At 66.6% G+C, this 22887-nt stretch carries 20 protein-coding genes and 1 pseudogene; 16 read left to right on the forward strand and 5 right to left on the reverse strand.

The window, feature by feature from the left end; genetic code table 11:
- Positions 1-39 precede the first annotated feature (39 nt).
- On the forward strand, positions 40-1077 hold the full coding sequence (locus FND50_RS06280) for an LLM class F420-dependent oxidoreductase (RefSeq protein ID WP_144285155.1): 1038 nt from the start codon (positions 40-42) through the stop codon (positions 1075-1077).
- A gap of 73 nt (positions 1078-1150) precedes the next feature.
- On the opposite strand, the pseudogene FND50_RS06285 reads toward FND50_RS06280, so the two are convergent.
- A pseudogene (locus FND50_RS06285) lies at positions 1151-2100 on the reverse strand (hypothetical protein).
- A gap of 172 nt (positions 2101-2272) precedes the next feature.
- A complete protein-coding gene (locus tag FND50_RS06290; protein WP_144285156.1) occupies positions 2273-3127 on the reverse strand; it encodes a crotonase/enoyl-CoA hydratase family protein in 855 nt (284 codons plus the stop codon).
- Between the two features lie 79 nt (positions 3128-3206).
- On the opposite strand from FND50_RS06290, the gene FND50_RS06295 reads away from it, so the two are divergent.
- Complete coding sequence (locus FND50_RS06295) at positions 3207-4859, forward strand: acyl-CoA synthetase (protein ID WP_144285157.1); 1653 nt, start codon at positions 3207-3209, stop codon at positions 4857-4859.
- On the forward strand, positions 4860-5975 hold the full coding sequence (locus FND50_RS06300) for a nitronate monooxygenase family protein (RefSeq protein WP_005262901.1): 1116 nt from the start codon (positions 4860-4862) through the stop codon (positions 5973-5975). It abuts the gene before it with no gap.
- A gap of 41 nt (positions 5976-6016) precedes the next feature.
- Here the strand turns inward: FND50_RS06300 and FND50_RS06305 are convergent, their stop codons facing one another.
- From FND50_RS06305 to FND50_RS06315, 3 genes are read right to left on the reverse strand one after another with little or no spacing between them, the layout of a single operon-like run.
- Positions 6017-7585 carry a long-chain-fatty-acid--CoA ligase gene (locus FND50_RS06305; protein ID WP_144285158.1) on the reverse strand — a complete coding sequence of 523 codons (1569 nt, stop codon included), beginning with the start codon at positions 7583-7585 and terminating at the stop codon, positions 6017-6019.
- Positions 7582-8703: an acyl-CoA dehydrogenase family protein gene (locus FND50_RS06310; protein WP_144285159.1), complete on the reverse strand. Its 1122-nt coding sequence runs from the start codon at positions 8701-8703 to the stop codon at positions 7582-7584. Before FND50_RS06310 ends, FND50_RS06305 begins: the two co-directional genes overlap by 4 nt.
- A gap of 10 nt (positions 8704-8713) precedes the next feature.
- The gene (locus tag FND50_RS06315; protein WP_005262895.1) at positions 8714-9895 is read right to left on the reverse strand and encodes an acyl-CoA dehydrogenase family protein; all 1182 of its coding nucleotides are present in this window, start codon (positions 9893-9895) and stop codon (positions 8714-8716) included.
- Positions 9896-10142: 247 nt separating this feature from the next.
- Here FND50_RS06315 and FND50_RS06320 point away from each other — a divergent pair, with 247 nt between their 5' ends.
- The 13 genes from FND50_RS06320 (at position 10143) to FND50_RS06380 (ending at position 22846) form a co-directional block, all read left to right on the forward strand.
- Positions 10143-10334, forward strand: a complete 192-nt coding sequence (locus tag FND50_RS06320; protein WP_144285160.1) for a ferredoxin — start codon at positions 10143-10145, stop codon at positions 10332-10334.
- Positions 10335-10438: 104 nt separating this feature from the next.
- Positions 10439-11356, forward strand: a complete 918-nt coding sequence (locus FND50_RS06325) for a 3-oxoacyl-ACP reductase (RefSeq protein WP_144285161.1) — start codon at positions 10439-10441, stop codon at positions 11354-11356.
- A 579-nt stretch (positions 11357-11935) separates the two neighbouring features.
- Positions 11936-12700, forward strand: coding sequence for an ABC transporter permease (locus FND50_RS06330; protein ID WP_005262890.1), 765 nt, complete (start codon positions 11936-11938; stop codon positions 12698-12700).
- Between the two features lie 20 nt (positions 12701-12720).
- Positions 12721-13572: an ABC transporter permease gene (locus tag FND50_RS06335; RefSeq protein WP_144285162.1), complete on the forward strand. Its 852-nt coding sequence runs from the start codon at positions 12721-12723 to the stop codon at positions 13570-13572.
- Between the two features lie 12 nt (positions 13573-13584).
- Positions 13585-14760 carry an MCE family protein gene (locus FND50_RS06340; RefSeq protein WP_144285163.1) on the forward strand — a complete coding sequence of 392 codons (1176 nt, stop codon included), beginning with the start codon at positions 13585-13587 and terminating at the stop codon, positions 14758-14760.
- Positions 14761-14762: 2 nt separating this feature from the next.
- Positions 14763-15779, forward strand: a complete 1017-nt coding sequence (locus FND50_RS06345; RefSeq protein ID WP_039952901.1) for an MCE family protein — start codon at positions 14763-14765, stop codon at positions 15777-15779.
- Positions 15780-15781: 2 nt separating this feature from the next.
- A complete protein-coding gene (locus tag FND50_RS06350; protein ID WP_144285164.1) occupies positions 15782-16837 on the forward strand; it encodes an MCE family protein in 1056 nt (351 codons plus the stop codon).
- On the forward strand, positions 16834-18126 hold the full coding sequence (locus FND50_RS06355) for an MCE family protein (protein WP_144285165.1): 1293 nt from the start codon (positions 16834-16836) through the stop codon (positions 18124-18126). Before FND50_RS06350 ends, FND50_RS06355 begins: the two co-directional genes overlap by 4 nt.
- On the forward strand, positions 18123-19352 hold the full coding sequence (locus tag FND50_RS06360) for an MCE family protein (RefSeq protein ID WP_144285166.1): 1230 nt from the start codon (positions 18123-18125) through the stop codon (positions 19350-19352). The genes FND50_RS06355 and FND50_RS06360 overlap by 4 nt, the downstream gene beginning before the upstream one ends.
- Entirely contained in the window at positions 19349-20764 is a 1416-nt protein-coding gene (locus tag FND50_RS06365; RefSeq protein ID WP_144285167.1) for an MCE family protein, read from the forward strand. Before FND50_RS06360 ends, FND50_RS06365 begins: the two co-directional genes overlap by 4 nt.
- Entirely contained in the window at positions 20761-21504 is a 744-nt protein-coding gene (locus FND50_RS06370; protein ID WP_144285168.1) for a hypothetical protein, read from the forward strand. The genes FND50_RS06365 and FND50_RS06370 overlap by 4 nt, the downstream gene beginning before the upstream one ends.
- Positions 21501-22019 (forward strand): hypothetical protein, encoded by a 519-nt coding sequence (locus tag FND50_RS06375; protein ID WP_005262880.1) that lies wholly within the window; start codon positions 21501-21503, stop codon positions 22017-22019. The genes FND50_RS06370 and FND50_RS06375 overlap by 4 nt, the downstream gene beginning before the upstream one ends.
- A gap of 2 nt (positions 22020-22021) precedes the next feature.
- Positions 22022-22846 (forward strand): nuclear transport factor 2 family protein, encoded by an 825-nt coding sequence (locus tag FND50_RS06380; protein WP_144285169.1) that lies wholly within the window; start codon positions 22022-22024, stop codon positions 22844-22846.
- The last annotated feature ends 41 nt before the right edge of the window (positions 22847-22887 follow it).

Raw genomic sequence — 22887 nt, forward strand, 5'->3', positions numbered from 1 at the left:
AAGGGTCACTTCTGACGACGGTCGATGCGGAGGCACACGATGAAGCTCGGGTTGCAACTGGGATACTGGGGCGCACAGCCGCCGGCGAATGTCCCGGAGTTGATCGCCGCGGCAGAAGCCGAGGGATTCGACGCCGTCTTCGCCGCCGAATCCTGGGGTTCCGACGCCTTCACCCCCCTCGCCTGGTGGGGTTCGAGCACCGAACGCGTCCGGCTGGGCACGTCCGTCGTACAGATCTCCGCGCGCACACCCACCAGCACCGCCATGCACGCACTCACCCTCGACCACCTCAGCGGCGGCCGGGCGATCCTCGGGCTCGGAGTGTCCGGGCCGCAGGTCGTCGAAGGGTGGTACGGGCAGCCGTTCACGAAACCGCTCGCCCGCACCCGCGAATACGTCTCCATCATCCGGAAAGTCCTGTCGCGGGAGGAACCCGTCACCAGCGACGGCCCGCACTTCCCGCTGCCCTACACCGGGCCCGGCAGTACCGGCCTCGGGAAACCGCTCAAGCCGATCACCCACCCGTTGCGTGCCGACATCCCCATCTGGCTCGGCGCCGAAGGTCCGAAGAACGTCGCGCTCACCGCCGAGATCGCCGACGGCTGGCTCGCCATCTACTACTCGCCCCGCCTCGCACCCATGTACAACGAATGGCTCGACGAGGGTTTCGCCCGCCCCGGCGCCCGGCGCAGCCGCGAAGACTTCGAAGTCGCGGCCACCTGTCAGGTGATCGTCACCGACGACCGCACCGCCGCCATCGCCGGCCTCAAACCGATCACCGCCCTGTACGTCGGCGGCATGGGGGCCCCCGAACTCAACTTCCACGCCCAGGTCTACACCCGCATGGGCTACGGCGAACAGGTCGAGGAAATCGGGCGCCTCTTCCGCGCAGGCCGCAAGGACGAAGCCGCCGCCGTCGTCCCCGACGAGATGGTCACCGAGACCATGATCATCGGCAACGTCGACGAAGTTCGCGCCGACGTCAAACGCTGGGCCGACGCCGGCGTCACCATGCTCCTCGTCTCCTGCCGCGACGCCGACCACGTCCGCGAACTGTCCGCGGCGGTCCTCGGCTGACCTCCCCCACCGCCGGCTCCCCCTGGCCGGGCGAATGTACCTTTCGGCGCACCTGAGGCGTTGAACGGCGCATTCACCCGGGCGCTCTGAGCATCCAGACCTCCGGCCGGGGGCGGGACGACGCCAGCTGGTAGTGCGACCGGAGGTCGGCGATCACGCGGTCGGGGTCGTCACGGACGGCGCTCGGTAGCGTCGGCAGCACGATGATGCCGTGGTTCTGCATCCGGGTGCGGCGCTCGACCGTCGATTTGTACGCCTTCGGTGCCAGATGCCAGTCGAGTGAGTCGATGTCCCAGGCGAATGCGACGTCGTCGATCCATCCGTCCGGCATGGCGATGAACTGTCGACGATCTTGCGGTTGAAAACCATTCGGGGCAGTCCGCTGCGCAGCCATAGTCTGCGCGCTTCGGCCTCGGACACCGAGTGGACGTCGGCACTCACTTCGCGCAGCACTGTCCGGGGGAGTGCTGCACCCCGGCCGCTACCCGAGTCCAACTCCTCGATCAGCTCGGCAACGCTCACCTCGCCTCGCTGGATCACCTCGGCGATGAGGGATCGAGTGCTGTCCAGGGTGCGGCACCGTCGTGCCGCGTCGAGCAACGCGCGTGGAAGCGGGGCGCAGGGAAGCCCGTTGCGGGTCACCGGCACGGGCAACCGCGTCGTACGTTCGACGAGGACGAAGCCCGTGGACTGCACGCGCCGGTGCGTGGCGATCAGAACGTGGGCGTCGCCGGAGTACGACGTTCCGTAGCCGTATTCGTGCAGCGCTGCGCGACCGGTGAGGACTGCGTTCTGGCCGCTGAGCACGATCGCGGCCACGGCACGCTGACGCGCGGTCGGGTGGCCGTTGCCGAGCATCACGACACCCGGAAGGATGCGTTGCCACGGCCCGCCTGGACGGCATCGAGCGTCGATCGCCGAATTCGATACGCCCCACTGCCTCAACTCGGCGGTGCGGATGATTCCGGACCGGCTCACTCCGTACAGGTCTTCGAGGCGATGCCCCCACTCTCCCCGTCGCATGGAGTCGATGATGACGCACTCGCTGTCGGCGGCAGGTGTGGTCGCCAGGCGATTTGGTGAGCCTGTGGATAAGTAGGGGCCTGTGGATACCCTCACATCCTGGGCCGAATGTACCTCTCGCCGCCTCAGATGCGCCGAAAGGTAGATTCGCCCGGGATTAGTGCACCCGGGGTCAGCGGCCCTCGAATTTCGGCGCGCGCCTTTCGGAGAAGGCTCGGGGGCCTTCCTTCGCGTCGGCGCTCTTGAAGACCTCGATGCCGAGGGCGGCGTCGATCTGGAATGCCTCTTCCTCGTGCATGCCTTCGGTGTCGCGGATGGTCTTCAGGATCGCCTGGACGGCGAGGGGGCCGTTGGCGGAGATGAGGTCGGCGAGTTCGAGGGCCTTGTCGAGGGCCTGACCGTCGGGGACGACGTGCCCGATGAGCCCGATTTCCTTGGCCTCGGGGGCCTTGATGTGACGTCCGGTCAGCAGGATGTCGGCGGCCACGGTGTACGGAATCTGCCGGACGAGGCGCACGGCGGAGCCGCCGAGGGGGAAGAGTCCCCATTTGGCTTCGGAGACACCGAATTTGGCGCTCTCTCCGGCGACTCGGATGTCGGTGCCCTGCAGGATCTCGGTGCCGCCTGCGATGGCGGGACCCTCGACTGCGGCGATGAGGGGCTTGGTGAGGCGCCGTCCCTTGAGAAGCGCCTCTATCTTCGACAGGTCCCAGCCCGACGAATTCTTTCCCTCGCTCCGCTCGCCCGTGCCCGAGAACGAGTCGCCGGGGTGCTGCGACGTCATGGCTTTGAGGTCGGCGCCCGCGCAGAATGCGCCGCCTGCGCCGGTGAGGATGGCGACCCGGATGTCCGGGTCGGAGTCGACCTGATCCCACGCGTCCCGCATGATCGCCATCATTTCGCCGGACAGCGCGTTCTTCGCCTCGGGGCGGTTCATCGTCACGATCAGGACGTGCCCGCGCTTCTCCACGAGGCAGTGCGGCGACTGTGCCGAAATGTCGGATTTCTCGGTCGTTGTAGAGGACACTGAAGTCTCCCGAAGGGTGTGTGAGCTGGCTCTCAAATTGGGTCTTGCCAGAAACGGTAACACGTTCTACTTTGTTGACGTGGCCCTTAATATCGCAGACCTCGTAGAGCACGCAATCGACCTCGTTCCGGACCGCGTCGCGTTGGTGTCCGACGACCGGGAAGTGACGTACGCGCAGATGGAGGAGAGGGCCAATCGCCTCGGCCACTACCTGCGTGAACAGGGTGTCCAGCCCGGCGACAAGGTGGGCATCTACTGCCGGAACACCATCGAGGCCATCGAGGCGATGGTGGCGGTCTTCAAGATCCGCGCCGTGATGGTGAACGTCAACTACCGGTACATCGAGAACGAGTTGCAATACATCTTCGACAATTCGGACATGGTCGCGCTCGTTCACGAGCGCCGCTACTCCGACAAGGTGGCGAACGTGCTCCCCGAGACGCCGCTCCTGAAGACCACCGTCGTGGTCGAGGACGGCACCGATCTCGACTACGAGGGCACCGAATACGAGGCCGCACTGGCGCAGGGGTCCCCCGACCGCGACTTCGGCGAGCGCAGCAACGATGACCTGTACATGCTCTACACCGGTGGCACCACCGGCAAACCCAAGGGCGTCATGTGGCGTCACGAGGACGTCTGGCGGGTTCTCGGTGGCGGCATCAACTTCATGACCGGGGAATACGTCGAGGACGAGTGGGACCTCGCGAAGCTGGGCGCCGAGAGCCCCGGCATGACCCGTTTCCCGATCCCGCCGATGATCCACGGCGGCAGCCAGTGGGCGGTGTTCCAGAGTCTGTTCGGCGGCGGAAAGTGCGTGATGCAACCCGAATTCGACGGCCACGACGTGTGGCGGATCGTCGATCAGCACAAGGTCAACCTCATCTTCATCACCGGCGACGCGATGGCGCGACCGATGCTCGACGCGCTGGTGGAGGGCGACAAGGCGAGCGGCGAACCCTACGACCTGTCGTCGCTGTTCCTGATGGCGAGTTCGGCGGCGCTGTTCTCGCCCAGCATCAAGGAGAAGTACCTCGAGCTGCTGCCCAACCGGATGATCACCGATTCGATCGGGTCGTCCGAGACCGGTTTCGGCGGCCTCAGCGTGGTCGCGAAGGGCGACTCGCACGGCGGCGGCCCGACGGTGAAGATCGACGCGTCCACGTCCGTTCTCGGTGAGGACGGCAACCCGGTCGAACCCGGCTCCGGCGTGATCGGGATCCTGGCGCGCAAGGGGCACATCCCCATCGGCTACTACAAGGACGAAGAGAAGACCAAAGCCACGTTCAAGGAGATCAACGGCATCCGCTACTCGATCCCAGGCGACTTCGCGCAGGTGGAGGCCGACGGCACGGTGACGATGCTCGGCCGCGGTTCGGTGTCCATCAACAGCGGCGGCGAGAAGATCTTCCCCGAGGAGGTCGAGGGCGCGCTCAAGTCGCATCCCGACGTTTTCGACGCCATCGTGGTCGGCATCCCCGACGAACGCTTCGGCCAGCGGGTCGCCGCCGTCATCCAGGCCCGAGGCGGGGCGCGCCCGAGCCTGCACGAGATCGCCGACGCGGCACGCAAGGAGATTGCCGGATACAAGGTTCCGCGCAGCCTCTGGTTCGTCGACGAGATCAAGCGCTCACCGGCGGGTAAGCCCGACTACCGCTGGGCCAAGGAACAGACCGAGACCCGCCCGGCCGACGATCACAACGGCAACGGTTCGCCCGAAAGCAAAGGCGCGTAAATGCACACGAGTTTGAGCGAGAAGTTCGGCATCGAGTACCCGGTCTTCGGGTTCACTCCCTCCGAACACGTCGCCGCGGCGATCTCCCGGGCCGGCGGTCTGGGTGTACTCGGCTGCGTCCGGTTCAACGACCCCGAGGAACTCGAGGCCGTCCTGTCGTGGATGGACGAGAACACCGACGGCAAGCCGTACGGCGTCGACATCGTGATGCCCGCCAAGGTTCCCACCGAGGGCACGTCGGTGGACCTCGAGTCGCTGATCCCCGCCGAACACCGCGCGTTCGTCGACCGGACCCTGGCCGAGCTGGGGGTGCCGCCACTGGATTCGGGCGCCGAACACGCGACCGGTGTGCTCGGCTGGCTGCACTCGGTGGCGCGCTCGCACGTGGACGTCGCCCTGAATCATCGAATTGCGTTGATCGCCAACGCCCTCGGCTCGCCGCCGAAGGATGTCATCGACCAGGCCCACGAGAAGGGCGTTCCGGTGGCCGCGCTGGCCGGCGCGGTGGAGCACGCGCGCAGGCACGTCGCGAACGGTGTCGACATCGTCATCGCGCAGGGGTACGAGGCCGGTGGACACACCGGTGAGATCGCGTCGATGGTGCTGGTTCCCGAGATCGTCGATGCCATCGGTGATTCCGCCGCGGTCCTCGCGGCCGGCGGTATCGGCAGCGGACGTCAGGTCGCCGCTGCGCTGTCGCTGGGGGCGGCGGGGGTGTGGATGGGGTCGTACTGGCTCACCACCTCCGAGTACAAACTCGGCAGCGCGTCGTCCGAGGGACCGTCCGCGATCCAGCGCGCCCTGCTCGGTGCGACGTCCGCCGACACGGTGCGGTCCCGGATCTACTCGGGCAAGCCCGCGCGCCTGCTCAAGACCAAGTGGACCGACGCCTGGTCGAAGCCGGACGCGCCGGCGCCGCTGCCGATGCCGCTGCAGAATCTACTGGTCAGCGAGGCGCATCAGCGGATCGCCGCGTCGGAGAACCCGGATGTCGTCGCGATGCCGGTGGGACAGATCGTCGGCCGGATGAACGAGATCCGTCCGGTGGCCGAGGTGATGGACGAACTCGTCAAGGGGTTCGACTCGGCGGTGTCCCGCCTCGACAGCTTCCGGTAGCCGATGTGAGTGGCAAAGTGTGCGTCAGCACACTTTGCCACTCACCTGCGGGAGTAGCCGGTTCCGCCCCGGATCCACACCGGATCGGTGCAATTGGCGCCCTCGGCGCTCAACACGCGGGTGAGGACCTTGAACGTGGCGGTCCGCGGGAACTCGGCACACACCCGGATCAGACTCGGGCGCTGCTTCGGACCCAGATCGGACTGCGCGTCGAGGAAGCTCGTGAAGGCCACGGGATCGAAGTCACGCGTCGGGACGACGGCCGCCATCACCCGGTCCCCGACGTCGGGATCGGGCACCGCGTACACCGACACCTGGGCGAAGCCGTCGTACCGCATCAGGATGCGTTCGATGGGCGCCGAACCGATGTTCTCGCCGTCGACGCGCAACCATCCCGAACTGCGTCCCGCGAAGTACACGAATCCGTCGGCGTCCCGGTAGGCGAGGTCGCCGCTCCAGTACTTGCCGTCGCGGATCCGCTCGGCGTCGGCCTCGGGATTGTTGTAATAGCCCGCGAACGCACCCGACCCCGCGACGTTGACGAGTTCACCCGTCGCGGCCTCGGCGTTGGCCACTCCGCCGGCGGAATCGAATTCGGCTGGGGGACAGGGATCGCCGGTCTCTGGGTCGAGGATCGCGATGCCTTCGGGGAGCTTGCCGAGGGAGCCTGCCGGCGTCCCGGGGCCGGCGGAGACGGCGACACCACCCTCGGTGGAGCCGAATCCGTCGACCACCGCGGTGCCGAAGCGGCGCGAGAACGCCGCGACAGCGGGCGCGGACCCCTCGTTGCCGTACATCACCCGAAGTGTGTTGTCGGCGTCGTCGGGCATCTCCGGGGTAGCCAGCACATACGACAGCGGCTTTCCGACGTAGTTGGCGTACGTGACGCCGAACTTCCGCACGTCGGACAGGAAGTGAGACGCGGAGAACTTGCGCCGCAGCGCGATCGAGCTGTGTCCCGCGAGCGCCACGGACCATGCCGCCATCATGGCGTTGGAATGGAACATGGGCATCGACATGTAGACGACGTCGTCCGGGGTCAGCCCGAAGCGTTCGGCGAGCATGATGCCGGGTCCGGTGATCTTCGCGTGGGTGCAGCGCACCGCCTTCGGATCGCCGCTCGTGCCGGACGTGAAGATGAGCATGAACAGGTCGTCGGCCGCGGCGGCCCTCGGCGTGAAGGGGCGCTCTACGGCGAGCAGCGCGGACCAGTTCGGTGAATCCACGTCGACGACGGGAACACAGGGGTCGAGACCGTCCAGCAGCGCGGACCGCCCGGATTCGGTGAAGACCACCTGGCAGTCGGCCAGCGCGATGTCGCGGGCCAGTGCCGCCCCGCGTCGAGTGGTGTTGAGCCCCACGAGGACGGCGCCGGACAGCGCCGCCGCCCCGGCGAGGAGCGAGAACTCGGGGACGTTGTCCATCAGGACACCGAAGTGCCGGGGACGCTGTGCATCGAGCAGGTCGTCGAGGATCGCGGCGCGCCGCAGGCTCGCCCGCACGTGTTCGGACCACGACAGGAACCGGTCCTCGAAGTACAGCCCCTGGGCGTCCGATTCTGCGACGCCCAGGAGCAGATCCGATACCGTGCGCGCGAGCGTGGCGGTCATGCCGGGACGGTGGCCAGTTCGGCGCCGAGGATCCGCAACTGCTGCGTGGCCGAACCGAGCCGGAATTCGAGTGCCTTGGCCGCGAGGAAGTACCGATGCACGGGGTGGTCCTCGTCGAGTCCGACGCCACCGTGGACGTGGACGAGGGTATGGGCCACCCGGTGTCCGGCGTCGGACGCCCAGAAGTTGGCGGTCTGGATGTCGCCTTCGCTGGGCAGGCCCTCGCTGAGCCGCCACGCCGCCTGCCACAGCGTGAGCCGGACGCCCTTCACGTCGATGTAACCGTCGGCGAGTCGCTGGGCCACGGCCTGGAAACTGCCGATGGGACGACCGAACTGCACCCGCTCGCGGGCGTAGGCCGCAGTGAGTTTCAGGGCTTCGTCGAGGACGCCGTACTGGTACGCGCAGGCGCCGAGCGAGCCGCGCTCGACGAGCCAGTCCACGATCTCGCCGCCCTGGTCGACGGCACCGAGCACGCGGTCCTCGGTCAGCGACACTCCGCGGAGGGTCACCTCACCGGTGCTGGCCAGATCGACGGTCTGCTGGCGGGTGACGGTCACTCCGGCGTCGTCGGGGCGGACGAGGAAGACGGCCACACCGTCCGGGGTGGTCGCCGGGACCAGGAAGAGGTCGGCGGACGGCGCCGCGTCGACCACGATCTTGGTGCCGTCGAGGGTCCAGCCGCTCGCGCCGCGTTCGGCCCGCGTGACGGGCGCCCCCGGGGTGTCGTTGAGTTCCTCGTCGAGGGCGACGGTGAGGATCTGCTCACCACGCGCGGCCGGAGTGCCCCAGTCGGAACGCTGCCGTTCGGTTCCGAACTTCGCGATCGCCCCTGCCGCCATCACGATCGACGACAGATAGGGCACCGGCGCGACGGCGCGGCCCAGTTCGACGAGGATGCTGCACTGCTCGAGAACGCCGAAACCGTCGCCGCCCACCGACTCCGGCAGCGCGGCGCTCAACACGCCGGACGACGCGAGCGCGGACCACAGCCGGCGATCGATGCGGTCCTCCGCGTTGTCGAGTTCGCGCAGCCGGTCGTTGGTGACGAGGTCCGAGACGATTCCTCGGGTGAGGCCGGCCAGGTCCTGCTGGGCCTCGGTGGGGGTGAAGTCCATTGTCGTAGTCCTAACGCTTCGCTGGGGGCAGGCCGAGGGCGGTCATGGCGATGATGTCGCGCTGCACCTCGTTGGTTCCGCCGCCGAACGTGAGGATCAGCGACGACCGGTGCATCCGTTCGAGTCGCCCGCGCAGCAGGACCCCGGGGGAGTTCTGCCGCAGCGTGGCCGAAGGTCCGAGGATCTCCATCAGCAGCCGGTACGCCTCCGTGGCGAACTCCGTGCCGTAGACCTTGTTGGCCGACGCCGCTTCCGGGCCCGGCGCGTGGTCGGTAGACGAGGCGATCTCCCAGTTCATCAACTTGAGGTACTCGGCCTTGGCGTGGACCCGAGCCAGATTGATCTGCACCCATTCCTGGTCGATGACGCGGCGCCCGTCCGGCAACTTGGTGTTCTGCGCCCATTCGCGCACTTCACGCTGGGCGGTGAGGACCGGCCCGGCGGATGTCAGGGCGACGCGCTCGTGGTTGAGCTGATTGGTGATCAGTGCCCAGCCGCCGTGTTCGGGGCCGACCAGCGCGGACGACGGAACCCGCACGTCCTGGTAGTAGGTGGCGCTCGTGTCCGGACCCGCCATCGTGTGGACCGGGGTGTACGAGAAGCCTTCGGCGGTGGTCGGGACGATCAGCATGCTGATGCCCTTGTGCTTCTTGGCTTCGGGATCGGTGCGGCACGCCAGCCACACGTAATCGGCGTACGCGATCAGGCTCGTCCACATCTTCTGGCCGTTGATGACGTAATCGTCGCCGTCCTTGACGGCGGTGGTCCGGAGGCTGGCGAGGTCGGTGCCCGCTTCGGGCTCGGAGTAGCCGATGGAGAAGTGCAGTTCGCCGGCCGAGATCTTGGGCAGGAAGAACGCCTTCTGCTCGGGGGTGCCGAAGTGCATGATCGTCGGCGCCACCGAGTTGATGGTGAGGAAGGGGACCGGGGCGCCGGCGATGGCGGCCTCGTCCGTGAAGATCAGCTGCTCCATGGCCGACCGTTCCTGGCCGCCGTACTCCTTGGGCCACCCGAGCGTCAGCCAGCCGTCCCTGCCCATCTGGGCGACGACGTCGCGGTAGACGTTGCCCTCGCCGTATTCGCCGGTGGTGGCGGCCAGTGCCTCTCGACGCTCCGGCGTCATCAGCTTCGCGAAGTACGCGCGCAGCTCTTCCCGCAGCTGCTGCTGCTGCGGTGTGTAGGTGATGTGCATCGAAATACCTCTCCAGTCCGAGAGCGGAATCAGCTGAAATCTGGCACAGGTTCCAGTCTCTGCGGTGCATTCGCGGAGCCGGCCCCGGCCGGCCCCGGAGCGTGCCCGGTAGGCGTGCTCGCAGTCGTGGAACGAATCATTGCACACGACTGGAACAGGTTCTAGTGTTATCGCAGGAACGGAGTGTGCCGCAGCCCGGCGGCACCCGGATCCGCGAGTGACGAGACGAGGAGAAGTGAGGGTTGACATGGAGGTCAGAGTCGATTTCGACCGTTGCGAGGCCAATGGCGTGTGCGTGGGGATCGCACCCGACATCTTCGAGCTCGACGACGACGATCAGCTGCACATTTCGAGTGCCATTCCTCCCGCTGACCGGGAGGAAGACGTGCGTACGGCGATCGCCCAGTGTCCGAGGGCCGCACTCACCGAGCACCCCTGAGGATTGTTGCCCGGAATGAGAACACGTTCTACAGTGACGTCGACCTACCGCCGTGTCGTGGTTCGCGACCTGCGGCGAGTGCACAGAACCAGGAGAGCGTGTTCATGAATGCTGTGGCTGACCGCGATGTGAACGTGGACGGCAAGGTCGCCGTCGTGACCGGCGCCGGATCCGGCCTCGGGAAGTACGAGGCGATCGCATTGGCCCGCGCGGGTGCGTCCGTCGTCGTCAACGACCTGGTTGCGAACGACGCCGTGGAGGCCACGCTCGAGGAGATCCGGGGTCTGGGCGCGAAGGTCGAGTTCGTGGCAGGCGACATCGGGGAACGGTCCACCGCCGACGCGATCATGGAGGCGGCGCAGAGCCGGCTCGGCAGCCTCGACATCCTGGTGAACAATGCGGGCATCACGCGGGATCGCATGCTGTTCAACATGTCCGACGAGGACTGGGATCTGGTGCTGAAGGTTCATCTGCGCGGGCACTTCCTGCTGTGCCGCGCAGCCGCGTCGTACTGGCGGGGCAAGTCCAAGGAGGCCGGTACGCCGGTGTACGGGCGCATCGTCAACACCTCGTCCGAGGCGGGACTGCTCGGCCCCGAGGGGCAAGCGAACTACGGCGCCGCCAAAGCAGGCATCACGGCGCTCACGCTGTCGGCGGCCCGTGGGCTGTCCCGGTACGGCGTCCGAGCCAACGCGATCTGCCCCCGCGCCCGCACGTCGATGACGGAGAACGTCTTCGGAGAGGCGCCGGCCGAGGGGGTCGACCCGTTGTCGCCTGAGCATGTGGCCGCGCTGGTCGCCTACCTCGCATCGCCCGCCGCCGACTCCGTGAACGGTCAGGTCTTCGTCGTCTACGGCCCGATGGTGGCGTTGATGGCGGCACCGGTCGTGGAGCGGCGCTTCGATGCCGTGGACGGTCGGTGGACACCCGGTGCGCTTGCGGCGGAACTCGGGAACTACTTCGGGGATCGGGATCCTGCCACCATGTTCTCGGCCTCCGCGGCGCTACGCGAACTGGGCTGACCCGCGTCTACGGGGCCGAAGAACCGACACGAAGGTTGTTTCCGTGTCGTTTCCGCAGGTAATGCGCCCGCGATGGGCGATACTGAAGGCAACTGAAGAGCGGCGGAACGGGGGCCGGGTGACCGTGGTGGGGTGTTCGAGAGGTGTGCCGGGATATGACTAGATCGTGTTCTAGTTCTGCTGTCGTCGAGCAGTTCGATCGAGCCTGCCCATCCGGCCCGGGAACTCCCGGTCCCGGCCTCCGTGTGCGGTCGCCGAGAGCTGGGGCAGGAAACGATTCCGGAGTTCGTCGGAGCGTGGTCGCGTTCGTTCAAAGTTCTTGTGCTATAACATCTTAGGTCCGCTACTCGGATTTCCGCACGGCGCGAATTGACAAGTCTGATCGGACGGAGAAACGCCCGGCGTTTCGGTCGAATTCGGCCCTCGGGGCGTGCTGAATGTGGGACGATTCATGCTGATGAGTGACCACCTTTGACAGGTGAACACGTTCTAGTTAATATGACCTGAGTCACAGACCGCCGGGGGGCTGGGCTCGAACTGGCAGTCGGTGCTGGGCGAGATCATGGACGAGGAGGACGGATGGTAGACCTCCTCGAGGTGCCGTTGCGTGCGGTCGGCGGGTTCTTCTCGATGTCGGGCGAAACGTTGAGGGCAGTCTTTTCGAGGCCCTTCCAGCGTCGCGAGTTCGTCGACCAGGCGTGGTTCGTCGCCCGGGTCTCGATGGTGCCCACCGTGCTGGTGGCCATCCCGTTCACGGTGCTGGTGAGCTTCACGATCAACATCCTCCTCCGTGAGATCGGCGCCGCCGACCTCAGCGGCGCCGGCGCCGCTCTCGGCACCGTGACCCAGGTCGGTCCCATCGTCACCGTGCTCATCGTCGCTGGTGCAGGCGCCACCGCCATCTGCGCAGACCTCTCCGCCCGCACCATCCGCGAAGAGATCGACGCGATGCGGGTGCTGGGCATCAATCCGATCCACCGCCTGGTCGTGCCACGTGTGCTGGCGTCGACCGTCGTGGCGCTCCTGCTCAACGGGCTGGTCTGCACCATCGGCATCCTCGGCGGCTTCGTCTTCTCGGTCTACATCCAGGACGTCAACCCGGGTGCGTTCGTCAACGGCATCACCCTGCTCACCGGATTCGGGGAGCTCGTGATCTCGGAAGTCAAAGCCGGTCTGTTCGGCATGATCGCCGGCCTCGTCGCCGCCTACCTCGGCCTGAACGTCAGGGGTGGCGCGAAGAGCGTCGGTGACGCCGTCAACCAGACCGTCGTGTTCTCGTTCATGGCCCTTTTCGTGGTCAACGTTCTCGTCACCGCCGTCGGCATCAAGCTGACGGCAGGGTGATCGACATGGTGGTGGAGTAGATGGCACTAGCGGCGGCCGGGCGCTTTCCCCGAACTCGCAGACGGTTCGCGTCGGCGTCCCGCTCGATCGACCGGCTCGGTGAGCAGGCGCTGTTCTTCGCGCGTGCCATCGGATGGGCGCCCCGCGCCCTGATGCACTACCCGAAGGAGACGCTGCGGCTCATCGCCGAGATCAGCATGGGCACGGGTGCTCTCGCCGTGATCGGCGGAACGGTCGTCATCGTGGGCTTCCTGACCCTGTTCACCGGCGGCACCATCGCGGTGCAGGGCTACAGCTCGCTCGGCAACATCGGCGTCGAAGCCCTCACCGGCTTCTTCGCGGCCTTCATCAATGTGCGTATCGCAGCACCGGTCATCGCGGGCATCGGGCTGGCGGCCACCATCGGCGCCGGCTCCACCGCCCAGCTCGGCGCCATGCGCGTCTCGGAGGAGATCGACGCGCTCGAGACGATGGCGATCCCGTCGATCCCGTACCTGGTCAGCACACGTGTCGTGGCGGGCATGATCGCCATCATCCCGCTGTACGCCCTGGCGGTGATCGCGTCGTTCATGGCCAGCCGGTTCGCGACGGTGGTGCTGTACGACCAGTCGTCCGGCGTGTACGACCACTACTTCTCGACGTTCCTGATACCCACGGACATCCTGTGGTCGTTCGCCCAGGCCATCGTCATGGCGATCGCGATCATGCTCATCCACACCTACTACGGTTTCAACGCCTCGGGCGGTCCGGTCGGTGTCGGTGTGGCCGTCGGCAACGCGGTGCGCTCCTCGCTGATCGCCGTCGTCACCGTCACCCTGCTCATCTCGCTCGCCATCTACGGCGGGTCCGGCAACTTCAACCTTTCGGGATAGGAGTGCCGGTAGATGACTGATTCGGGTGGGAAGAAGAAGCTCGCGGCACTCGTCCTCGTCGTGAGTCTTCTCGCGATCATCGGTGTGTCACTGGCCATGTTCAACGGAACCTTCAGCGAGTCCACGCCCGTCACCGTCACGTCGGATCGCTCCGGGCTGGTGATGGAACCCGACGCCAAGGTCAAGCTCCTCGGCGTCGAGGTCGGCCGCGTCGGCTCCATCGAGCACGTGACGGAGGGCGCCGAGCTGAAACTGGCGATGTATCCCGACATGATGTCGCTGATACCCTCCAACGCCACCGTGGAGATCAAGTCCACCACCGTGTTCGGCGCCAAGTACGTCAACTTCGTGATGCCGGAGAACCCGGCGTCCACCCATCTCCAGCCGGGGGCCGTCATCGCGTCCGACAACGTCACCGTCGAGTTCAACACGGTCTTCCAGCACCTGTCCGACGTACTGACCCAGGTGCAGCCGGAGAAGCTGAACGCCACGCTCGGGGCCATCTCCTCGGCGCTGCGCGGACGCGGCGAAGAACTCGGCGCCCTGCTCGAGCAGAGCGACAGCTACCTGGCGAAGATGAATCCGAGTCTGCCTCAGCTGCAGGAAGATCTGGCGAAGGCGGCGCAGGTCACCGACGTGTACGCCGACACCGCACCGGATCTGCTGCGGGTGCTCGACAACGCGACGGCCACCAGCGCCACCGTCGTCGACGAACAGGACAACCTGGATGCCGTCCTGCTCAACGTCACGGGGCTGGCCGACACGGCGAACACCGTGCTGACCGAGAACGAGCAGAACCTGAACTCCGCCCTCGACCTGCTGCTCCCGACGACGGATCTGCTCGCCGAGTACTCGCCCGAGATCTCCTGCTTCATCGTCGGCCTGAACAACGTGATCCCGCTCGCCGAACAGCTCATCGGCGGCAATCAGCCGGGTATCGCGCTGAGCGCCAGCTTCATGTACGGGCAGGAGCCGTACACCTATCCGAAGGACCTGCCGAAAGTGAACGCGACAGGTGGGCCGAACTGCCACGGTCTTCCCAACCCCGATCTCAGCAAGCATGCGAACTTCGTCGTGGCCGACACCGGAACGGTGCCGTTCGTGCCGTCGACGGAAGTCCAGGTGCACCTGCCCAAGGTGTTCCAGTTGCTGTTCGCGGGCGTGTACCCCGGACAGGGTGGGCAGTGACTGTGCGCGCGACCACGGTCAAACTGCTGATCTTCGCGACGGTGATGTCGGTGATCTTCGCCGGACTCGCCCTGGTGTTCAGCCAGTACCGGTTCAGCAGTTCCGACGGCTACCACGCCACGTTCACCGACGTGTCCGGGCTCAAGCCCGGCGACAAGGTGCGCATCGCCGGCGTTCCCGTCGGCGCCGTCGAGAAGGTGAGCATCGACGACGACAACCTCGCCGACGTCGATTTCACCGTCGACACCAAGTACTCGCTGTTCGACGGGACCAAGGCCACGGTGCGGTACGAGAACCTCGTCGGCGACCGGTACATGGAACTTCTCGAAGGTGCCGGATCGGTGGAACCCCTGCCGGACGGTGGATCCATCCCGGTCGAGAACACCTCTCCCGCACTCGATCTCGACCTCCTGCTGGGGGGGTTCAAACCTTTGCTGCGGGCATTGGACCCGCAGCAGGTCAACGACCTGTCCCAGGCCCTCGTCCAGGTGTTCCAGGGGCAGGGCGGAACGCTCGTCTCACTCCTCGGGAGCACGAGTTCGTTCACGAACACCCTGGCCGACCGGGACCAGTTGATCGGCGAGGTGATCACGAACCTCAACCAGGTCCTCGGCACCATCAACGACCGCGGCGACCAGTTCCGGTCGACGCTCGACCAGTTGCAGCAGTTGGTCAGCGGGCTCTCCCAGGACCGCGATCAGATCGGTGACGCCATTCCCCGCATCGCGGGGGCGACGGGGGATCTCGCGAATCTGCTCGAAGGTGTGCGGCCGCCGTTGCAGAGCACGATCGCCGAGGCCAACCGCACTGCAACTCAGCTCCAGGCGGGGGAGGACGACCTCGACTGGGTGCTCCAGAATCTGCCCGACGCCTACCGGAGGCTCATCCGCATCGGCACGTACGGCAGCTTCTTCCAGATGTACGTCTGCACGGTCAAGTTCAAGTTCTCCGGCCCGGACGGATCGGATCTGCTCCTCAACATGCCGGGCGGTCAGACGGCAGGGAGGTGTGCACCGTAGCCATGAAGCGCGAACGTAATCCCGTACAGGTGGGAATCATCGGTGTCGCCATCGCGAGCATGATCGTGATCGCCACCCTGCAATACGATCAGCTGCAATTCCTTTCGGGCGGAACGCAGTACTCCGCCTACTTCGAGGACGCGGGTGGGCTGATGACCGGCGACACGGTGACGCTCGCAGGCGTCGACGTCGGGAAGGTCGCCGAGGTCGAACTCGACGGTCAACACGTGCTCGTCACGTTCACGATCCAGGACGGCGTCGCCCTCGGCGACGCCACCGAAGCGAACATCAAGACGAACACCGTCCTCGGGCGCAAGTCTCTGGCCGTCACCCCGCTCGGGTACGACACGATGCCGGTGGGCTCGACGATTCCGTTGGAGCGCACCAACTCTCCGTACTCTCTCAACGACGCGCTCGGCGATCTGTCGACCACCGTGTCCGAACTCGACACCGAAGAGGTCAACAACGCGTTGAACGCGATGTCCGGCGCGCTGGAGAACACACCGCCCGAGTTGCGCACCGCGCTGGACGGCCTGTCCCGCTTGTCGGAGAGCATCAATTCGCGGGACGAGACTCTGCGACAGCTGCTCTCGCGTGCCGAGAACGTGACGGGAATCCTCGCCGAGCGCAGCGGGCAGATCAACTCGCTGATCGTCGACGGGAACCAGCTGTTCGGCGAGCTCGACCGTCGCCGTACGGCGATCAGCCAGCTGATCGTGAACATCTCCGCGGTGTCCCGGCAGCTCACGGGACTGGTCCAGGACAACGAGGAGCAGATGAAACCGACGCTCGACAAGCTGAACTCGGTGGTCGACATCCTGCAGCGGAACAAGGACAACATCTCGCAGGCTCTCGACGGCCTCGCGCCGTACGCCACTCAGCTCGGCGAGTCGGTCGGTAGCGGTCCGTTCTTCATGGCGTACGTCTACAACATCGGCATCGGCAACCTGTTCCAGGGGCTCAGCGACGCGGTGACCTGGCCGGAGCATCTCCCCAACGACCTCCAAGCCTACCTGCAGACAGGTCCGTCCATCGAGCTGAGGGAACCGCCGCGATGACGACGAACCCGGAAATCACCAACGCGCGGAAGAAGTGGCTGATCCGCGGCGGCGTCGCCGCGGTCGTGGTGGTGCTGATCGTCGGCGCCGCAGTGATGTTCGTGCCCAAACTCTTCCAGAACACGATCACCGCGTACTTCCCGGCGACCACCGGGCTGTATTCGGGCGACGACGTCCGCGTCCTCGGTGTGAAGGTCGGGACGATCGATTCGATCGAGCCCGGCGCCGACTTCGTGCGGGTCACGATGAACGTGAAGAAGAGCGTCGAGATCCCGGCCGACGCGAAGGCCGTCATCGTCGCACCCAGCCTGGTGTCGGGACGGTTCGTCCAGCTGACACCCGTGTACGCGGGTGGGCCGACGATGGGCGACGGTGCGAGCATCCCCGTGGAGCGCACCGCCGTCCCGGTGGAGTGGGACGAGATCAAGACCGAGCTGAACAAGCTGTCGGAGGCGCTCGGACCGCAGGGCGCCGACCCGCAGGGCTCGCTCGGAACGTTCATCGACACCGCCGCCGACAATCTCGACGGCAACGGAGAGTCGTTGCGGAACACGCTGCGGGAACTGTCGGAGACCATGCGGACGCTGTCCGACGGCCGGACCGACCTGTTCTCCACCATCCGCAACCTGCAGACGTTCGTGGCGGCTCTCTCGTCGAGCAACGAGCAGATCGTCCAGTTCGAGGGCAGGCTCGCGTCCGTGTCGAACATGCTTGCCACCAACTCCGACGAACTCGGAACCGCCCTGAACGATCTCGACCTCGCGCTCGGCGACGTCAACCGGTTCGTCGTGGAGAACCGGGCGAGCCTCAGCGAACAGGTCGGCCGCCTGGCCGACGCCACCCAGGTGCTCGCCGACAAGAGGCCGCAGATCGAGCAGGTGCTCCACGTCGCGCCCACGGCGCTGGCCAACTTCAGCAACATCTACAAGCCGGCGCAGGGATCACTGGTCGGTGCGGTCGCGATGGCGAACTTCGGGAACCCCGTGAACTTCATGTGCGGTGCCATCCAGAGCCTGCAGGCCAACGAGGCGAACCGAAGCGCGGACCTGTGTACCCAGTACCTGTCGCCGGTCCTGAACTCGCTGACGGCGAACTACCTGCCCATACTCACCAACCCGACGACGGGTGTGAACGCATTCCCCGACCAGATCGAATTCACCCCGCCGAGTCTCGAGGCCTCCGTACCTCCGCGGTCCGCGCCGCCGATGACCGGGACCCTCGCCGGGATGCCGACCGTCGCCGTGCCCAAGGACCTGAACGATCTGCTGCAGCCGGGAGGTGGGCGATGACGAAGCACACACGGGTGCGTCGCGGCGCCGTCGCGGCCGTGGCGATCACGTTGTCCCTCACCCTGACCGGGTGCGAGTGGGAAGGCCTGAACTCGCTTCCCCTGCCGGGCACCGAGGGGCAGGGCGACGACGCCTACACGGTCGAGATCCAGATGCCCAATGTCACGACGCTGTCGCAGAACTCGCCGGTCCGCGTGAACGACGTGACGGTGGGTTCGGTGACGGGCATCGACGTGCAGGACTGGCACGCGCTGGTCACCGTCTCGATCAACGGCGACGTCCAACTACCTGCCAACGCGACCGCCAAGATCGGCCAGACCAGCCTCCTCGGCTCGCAGCACCTCGAACTGGCTCCGCCGACCGACACCGAGCCCGCGGGCAGGCTCGTGGACGGCGACGTGATCCCCATCGAGCGGGCGGGCGCTTACCCGACCACCGAGCAGACGTTGTCGTCACTGTCGGTGGTGCTCAACGGTGGCGGCATCGCCCAGATCCACGACATCACCCAGGAACTCAACGCCGCACTGGGTGGCCGGGAGGACTCGATCCGGGATCTTCTCCCGCAGCTCGACCAGCTCGTCACGAGCCTGGATCAGCAGCGCGGAGACATCATCGGCGCGATGGAGGGACTCGACCGGTTGTCGGGAACCATCAACGAGCAGAAGGCCACCCTGGACGCGGCGCTGGACGGCATCCCGCCCGCGCTGGAAGTGCTCGTCACCCAACGGCAGAACCTCACCACCGCGCTGGTCGAGGTGGGCAAGCTCAGCGACACTGCTTCCCGTCTCGTGGAGAACAGCGGCGAGGAACTGAACGCGAACCTGGCAAACCTCACGCCGGTGCTGCGTGAACTCGCCAACTCGGGGAGCGCGCTGACCGAGGTGCTGACCCTGATGCTCACGTACCCGTTCCCGATGAAGACGATGGACAAGGCGATTCAGGGTGACTACGCGAACCTCATGATGACGATCGACATGACCAACGAACGCGTCGACAGCAACTTCCTGACCGGCACCGGCCTCGGCGGATCGCTCGGCGGCGTCGAGGGCGCCGTGGGATCGCTCGCCGGGGTGGCCGGGCAGTCGGGCGATCCGCTGCAGGCACCCCTGCAGCCGGCTCCGAAGCCGGCACCCGCACCGCCGGTGATTCCGGGGCTTCCGCAGATACCCGGACTGCCGCAGATACCGGGCCTTCCGCCGCAACTGGGAGGGGCGCCGACACCATGAGAATGACGAGATTCGTTCGCATTCAGCTGATCATCTTCTCGATTCTCACCGTCATCGGGCTCGTGGTGATGTCGATCCAGTACGTGAAGGTGCCGGTGCTGTTCGGCGTCGGGCGCTACGAGGTGAGTGTCCGACTGCCGTCCACCGGTGGGCTCTACTCGCACGCCAATGTCGCCTATCGCGGCACCAACATCGGTGTCGTCGAGAACGTGACGCTCACCGGCGACGGTGTAGCAGCGAAGATGTCGCTCGACAGCGACTACAAGATTCCGGCCGACGTCGACGCGGCAGTCAAGAGCGTGTCGGCGGTCGGCGAGCAGTACGTCGATCTGATCCCCCGGGACGGCGCCGCCGAGGCCGACGGCCCGTACCTCGCGAACGGCGACGTGATCCCGTTGGATCGTGCCACCATTCCGCAGGACGTCGGCGAGATGCTCGACCAGGCGGACGAACTGCTCGCGAGTATTTCGGACACCAGGTTGCAGACGGTGATCGACGAGGCGTTCACGGCGTTCAACGGGTCGGGCCCCGACCTGCAGCGGCTCATCGACTCGGCCCGGTTGTTCGTGGAGGAAGCCGACGCGAACAGCGACGCGACGAAGGCCCTGATCGACCAGGTCGGCCCACTGCTCGACACCCAGACGGTCAGCAGCGACGCCATCCGGTCGTGGACCCAGGACCTGGTGACGTTCACCGACCAGTTGCGGGCGAGCGACCCGAGCCTGCGGTCGGTGCTGGAGAAGGGCCCGGGAACGGCGCAGGAGGCCACCCAGCTGTTCCAGGACCTGCAGCCGACACTGCCGATTCTGCTGCGGAACCTGGTGAGCGTCGGCCAGGTCGGGGTGATCTACAACAAGAGCATCGAGCAGGTTCTGGTGATCTACCCGCCCCTGACCGCCGCGCTCGTGACGGCGGCGACAGGCGGGCCGGTGGAGGACGGCGCGATCGTCGACTTCGCGCTGCAACTGCACGACCCGCCGGCCTGCACGACGGGATTCCTGCCACCGGAGCAACGCCGGTCGGGAGATCAGACCGACCCGATCGCGACACCGAACGACCTGTACTGCAAGGCCGCTCCGGACGACCCGGCCGTGGTGCGTGGCGCGCGGAACCTGCCGTGCATGGAGTTCCCGGGACGTCGCGCGCCGACGGTCGAGGCGTGCCGCGAGGGCTGGGAGGCGTCGGGCAACAACCCGCCGTACGGGCCGATCATGCCGCCGGATGTACCCTCGTACACAGCCGTTCCGAGTTCCTACGAAGGCGCCGCGGGTGCACCGGTCGCGGCCGTGCCCTACGACCCGGCCACCGGTAGCTTCATCGGTTCGGATGGAAAGACGTACACCCAACCGGATCTGGCGGTGCAGGGAAAGGACTCGACGTGGCAGACGATGATGACAGGTCAGCAGATTTGAGTTCCAGCACAGACGAGCGCGCAACCGACTCCGCGGAGCAGGCGACCGAGCAGACAGCCGCGGCGAAGGACCGGAACAGGCGAAGGGCAGTCCGGCACGCCGGCCCGCCGGTGGGGGAGACCGCGGCGCCGAAGCCGGTGGTCCTCGCCAAGCAGGCAGACGCGAAAGCCGAGCCCGAGTCGGAGAAGGTCTCGACGACGAAGGCGGCATCCCAGGGCGCTCCGGCGCTCGATGCACCGAAGCAGCGTCGTCCCCTGAACTCGTTGCTCGCTCGGGGCGTTACCGCGGTCGTCGTCGTCGCACTGGTCGTCGCGGCGGTGATGCTGCTGCTCGACCGACAGTCCGCACGGGAACGGGACGACCGCCGTCAGGCCTTCGTCGACACGGCCCGGCAGACGGTGCTCAACCTGACGACCATCCATCCCGAGACCGCGAAGGAAGACGTCGACCGGATCATCGCCGGCGCGTCGGGTCAGTTCCTCGAAGAGTTCCAGGGCCGTGAGGATCCGTTCGTCGGCGTCGTGCAGGACGCGAATGTGACCACCGAGGGCCAGGTCGTCGAGGCCGGCGTCGAGAACGGGAGCGAGACGTCGATCTCGGCGAACGTTCTGGTGGCCGCCCGGACGATGGTGAGCAGCAAGGAGCAACCGGAACCCTCACCGCGCGACTTCCGGATGCGAGTGACGGTCAGCGACGTCGACGGCAAGTTGACCGCATCGAAGGTGGAGTTCGTCCCATGAGCGACAACAACGAAGACAAGCGAAAGTTCGCCGTCACCAAGCAGGCAGCGCTGAAGATCGCGGCCGCGGTCGTGGTGGTTGCGCTCGCCGTCGGAGTGGGCTTCCTCTGGTACGGCCACCGGCAGGATCAACTCTCGGAGCAGGCGCGCATCGACGCCGTCGACGCCGCGGGCAAGCAGGCGGTCGCGATGCTGGCGTACGACTTCGCCGACGTCGACAACCAGTTGGCTGCTGCCGCAGACGGACTCACCGGCTCGTTCCGGGACGACTACACCACACTCGTGCAGGAAACCATCGCGCCGGGCGCCAAGGAGAAGCAACTCACCGTGCAGGTGTCGGTGCAGGCCGCCGCGCCCGTGTCGACCACACCCGACGAGGCGGTGGTCCTGCTGTACCTCAACCAGACGACGACGAGCGCCGACGCTCCCGACGCCCGAACGTCGGGCAGCCGCGTGCGGGTGTCGCTGCAGAAGGTCGACGACCGCTGGCTCGTCGATCAGTTGACCCCGGTGTAGCGGTGCCGGACCCCACGCCGACCGTAGCGGAACTGCTTGATGCCGTTGGGCGTTCACCGTCGGCGGTCGCGGTGCACGACCGAGCCGCGTGGGTCGGGCTGTTCTCGGACGGCGCTCGGGTCAACGACCCGGTGGGCTCGCGGCCACACGTCGGCACGGCAGCGATCGAACGGTTCTACGACACGTTCATCGCCCCCAATTCGATCACGTTCCATGTGACGCGTGACGTGGTGTGCGGGATGTCCGTGGTCCGAGACCTCGACCTGGAGACCCGGATGTCGACGGGAGTGGTGCTGACGGTGCCGATGCACCTGCGCTACGACCTCGTGGTGGAGTCGGGTGTAGTGGCGGTCGACGGGTTGCATGCGCACTGGGAACTGCCCGTGATGATCGCCCAATTGGCCAGGGCGGGGTGGCGGGGCGCGGCGGCGTCGGTGAAGCTGGCGCCGCAACTTCTCTCGAATCAGGGCGTACTCGGTGTAACGGGTTTCATGCGAGGGCTGCGAACCGTCGGACGTCCGGGTAGGAACGCCGCCACCGGATTTCTGGCGGCCGTCCGCAGTCAGGACACGGCCGCGATGTCGGAGAGGCTCGCTCCCGGTGCGGTTCTCGAGCTGTCGCCGGGTACCCCGCTCTCTCGCGCTCAGTTCGCGGGAAGCCTCCGTGAACTGCAGTGGAGCAAGATGATCGTGGCGGGGCGCACCGTGACGGCATCCGTGCGCGCGGCCGCGTGGGAGGGTGTGGCCCTCCTGGAGTTCGCGCACCGCTCCCATGAGATCTCACGAGTGCGGATGTTCGTCGAGGCGGTCACCCCCTTCGCAAAATGAAACAAGTTCTAGTACTGTCGGGGTCTCCTGGCCGATTGCCG

Origin of the sequence: Rhodococcus sp. WB9 (assembly GCF_007558985.1) — a bacterium.
Classification (GTDB): domain Bacteria; phylum Actinomycetota; class Actinomycetes; order Mycobacteriales; family Mycobacteriaceae; genus Rhodococcus_F; species Rhodococcus_F opacus.

What these genes read in the sequence shown, in the direction of transcription:
- FND50_RS06280 (WP_144285155.1), top strand. Translation starts at nt 40, where the DNA reads ATGAAGCTCGGGTTGCAACTGGGATACTGGGGCGCACAGCCGCCGGCG.
- FND50_RS06300 (WP_005262901.1), top strand. Translation starts at nt 4,860, where the DNA reads ATGCACACGAGTTTGAGCGAGAAGTTCGGCATCGAGTACCCGGTCTTC.
- FND50_RS06305 (WP_144285158.1), bottom strand. Translation starts at nt 7,585, where the DNA reads ATGACCGCCACGCTCGCGCGCACGGTATCGGATCTGCTCCTGGGCGTC.
- FND50_RS06310 (WP_144285159.1), bottom strand. Translation starts at nt 8,703, where the DNA reads ATGGACTTCACCCCCACCGAGGCCCAGCAGGACCTGGCCGGCCTCACC.
- FND50_RS06315 (WP_005262895.1), bottom strand. Translation starts at nt 9,895, where the DNA reads ATGCACATCACCTACACACCGCAGCAGCAGCAGCTGCGGGAAGAGCTG.
- FND50_RS06320 (WP_144285160.1), top strand. Translation starts at nt 10,143, where the DNA reads ATGGAGGTCAGAGTCGATTTCGACCGTTGCGAGGCCAATGGCGTGTGC.
- FND50_RS06325 (WP_144285161.1), top strand. Translation starts at nt 10,439, where the DNA reads ATGAATGCTGTGGCTGACCGCGATGTGAACGTGGACGGCAAGGTCGCC.
- FND50_RS06330 (WP_005262890.1), top strand. Translation starts at nt 11,936, where the DNA reads ATGGTAGACCTCCTCGAGGTGCCGTTGCGTGCGGTCGGCGGGTTCTTC.
- FND50_RS06335 (WP_144285162.1), top strand. Translation starts at nt 12,721, where the DNA reads ATGGCACTAGCGGCGGCCGGGCGCTTTCCCCGAACTCGCAGACGGTTC.
- FND50_RS06340 (WP_144285163.1), top strand. Translation starts at nt 13,585, where the DNA reads ATGACTGATTCGGGTGGGAAGAAGAAGCTCGCGGCACTCGTCCTCGTC.
- FND50_RS06350 (WP_144285164.1), top strand. Translation starts at nt 15,782, where the DNA reads ATGAAGCGCGAACGTAATCCCGTACAGGTGGGAATCATCGGTGTCGCC.
- FND50_RS06355 (WP_144285165.1), top strand. Translation starts at nt 16,834, where the DNA reads ATGACGACGAACCCGGAAATCACCAACGCGCGGAAGAAGTGGCTGATC.
- FND50_RS06360 (WP_144285166.1), top strand. Translation starts at nt 18,123, where the DNA reads ATGACGAAGCACACACGGGTGCGTCGCGGCGCCGTCGCGGCCGTGGCG.
- FND50_RS06365 (WP_144285167.1), top strand. Translation starts at nt 19,349, where the DNA reads ATGAGAATGACGAGATTCGTTCGCATTCAGCTGATCATCTTCTCGATT.
- FND50_RS06375 (WP_005262880.1), top strand. Translation starts at nt 21,501, where the DNA reads ATGAGCGACAACAACGAAGACAAGCGAAAGTTCGCCGTCACCAAGCAG.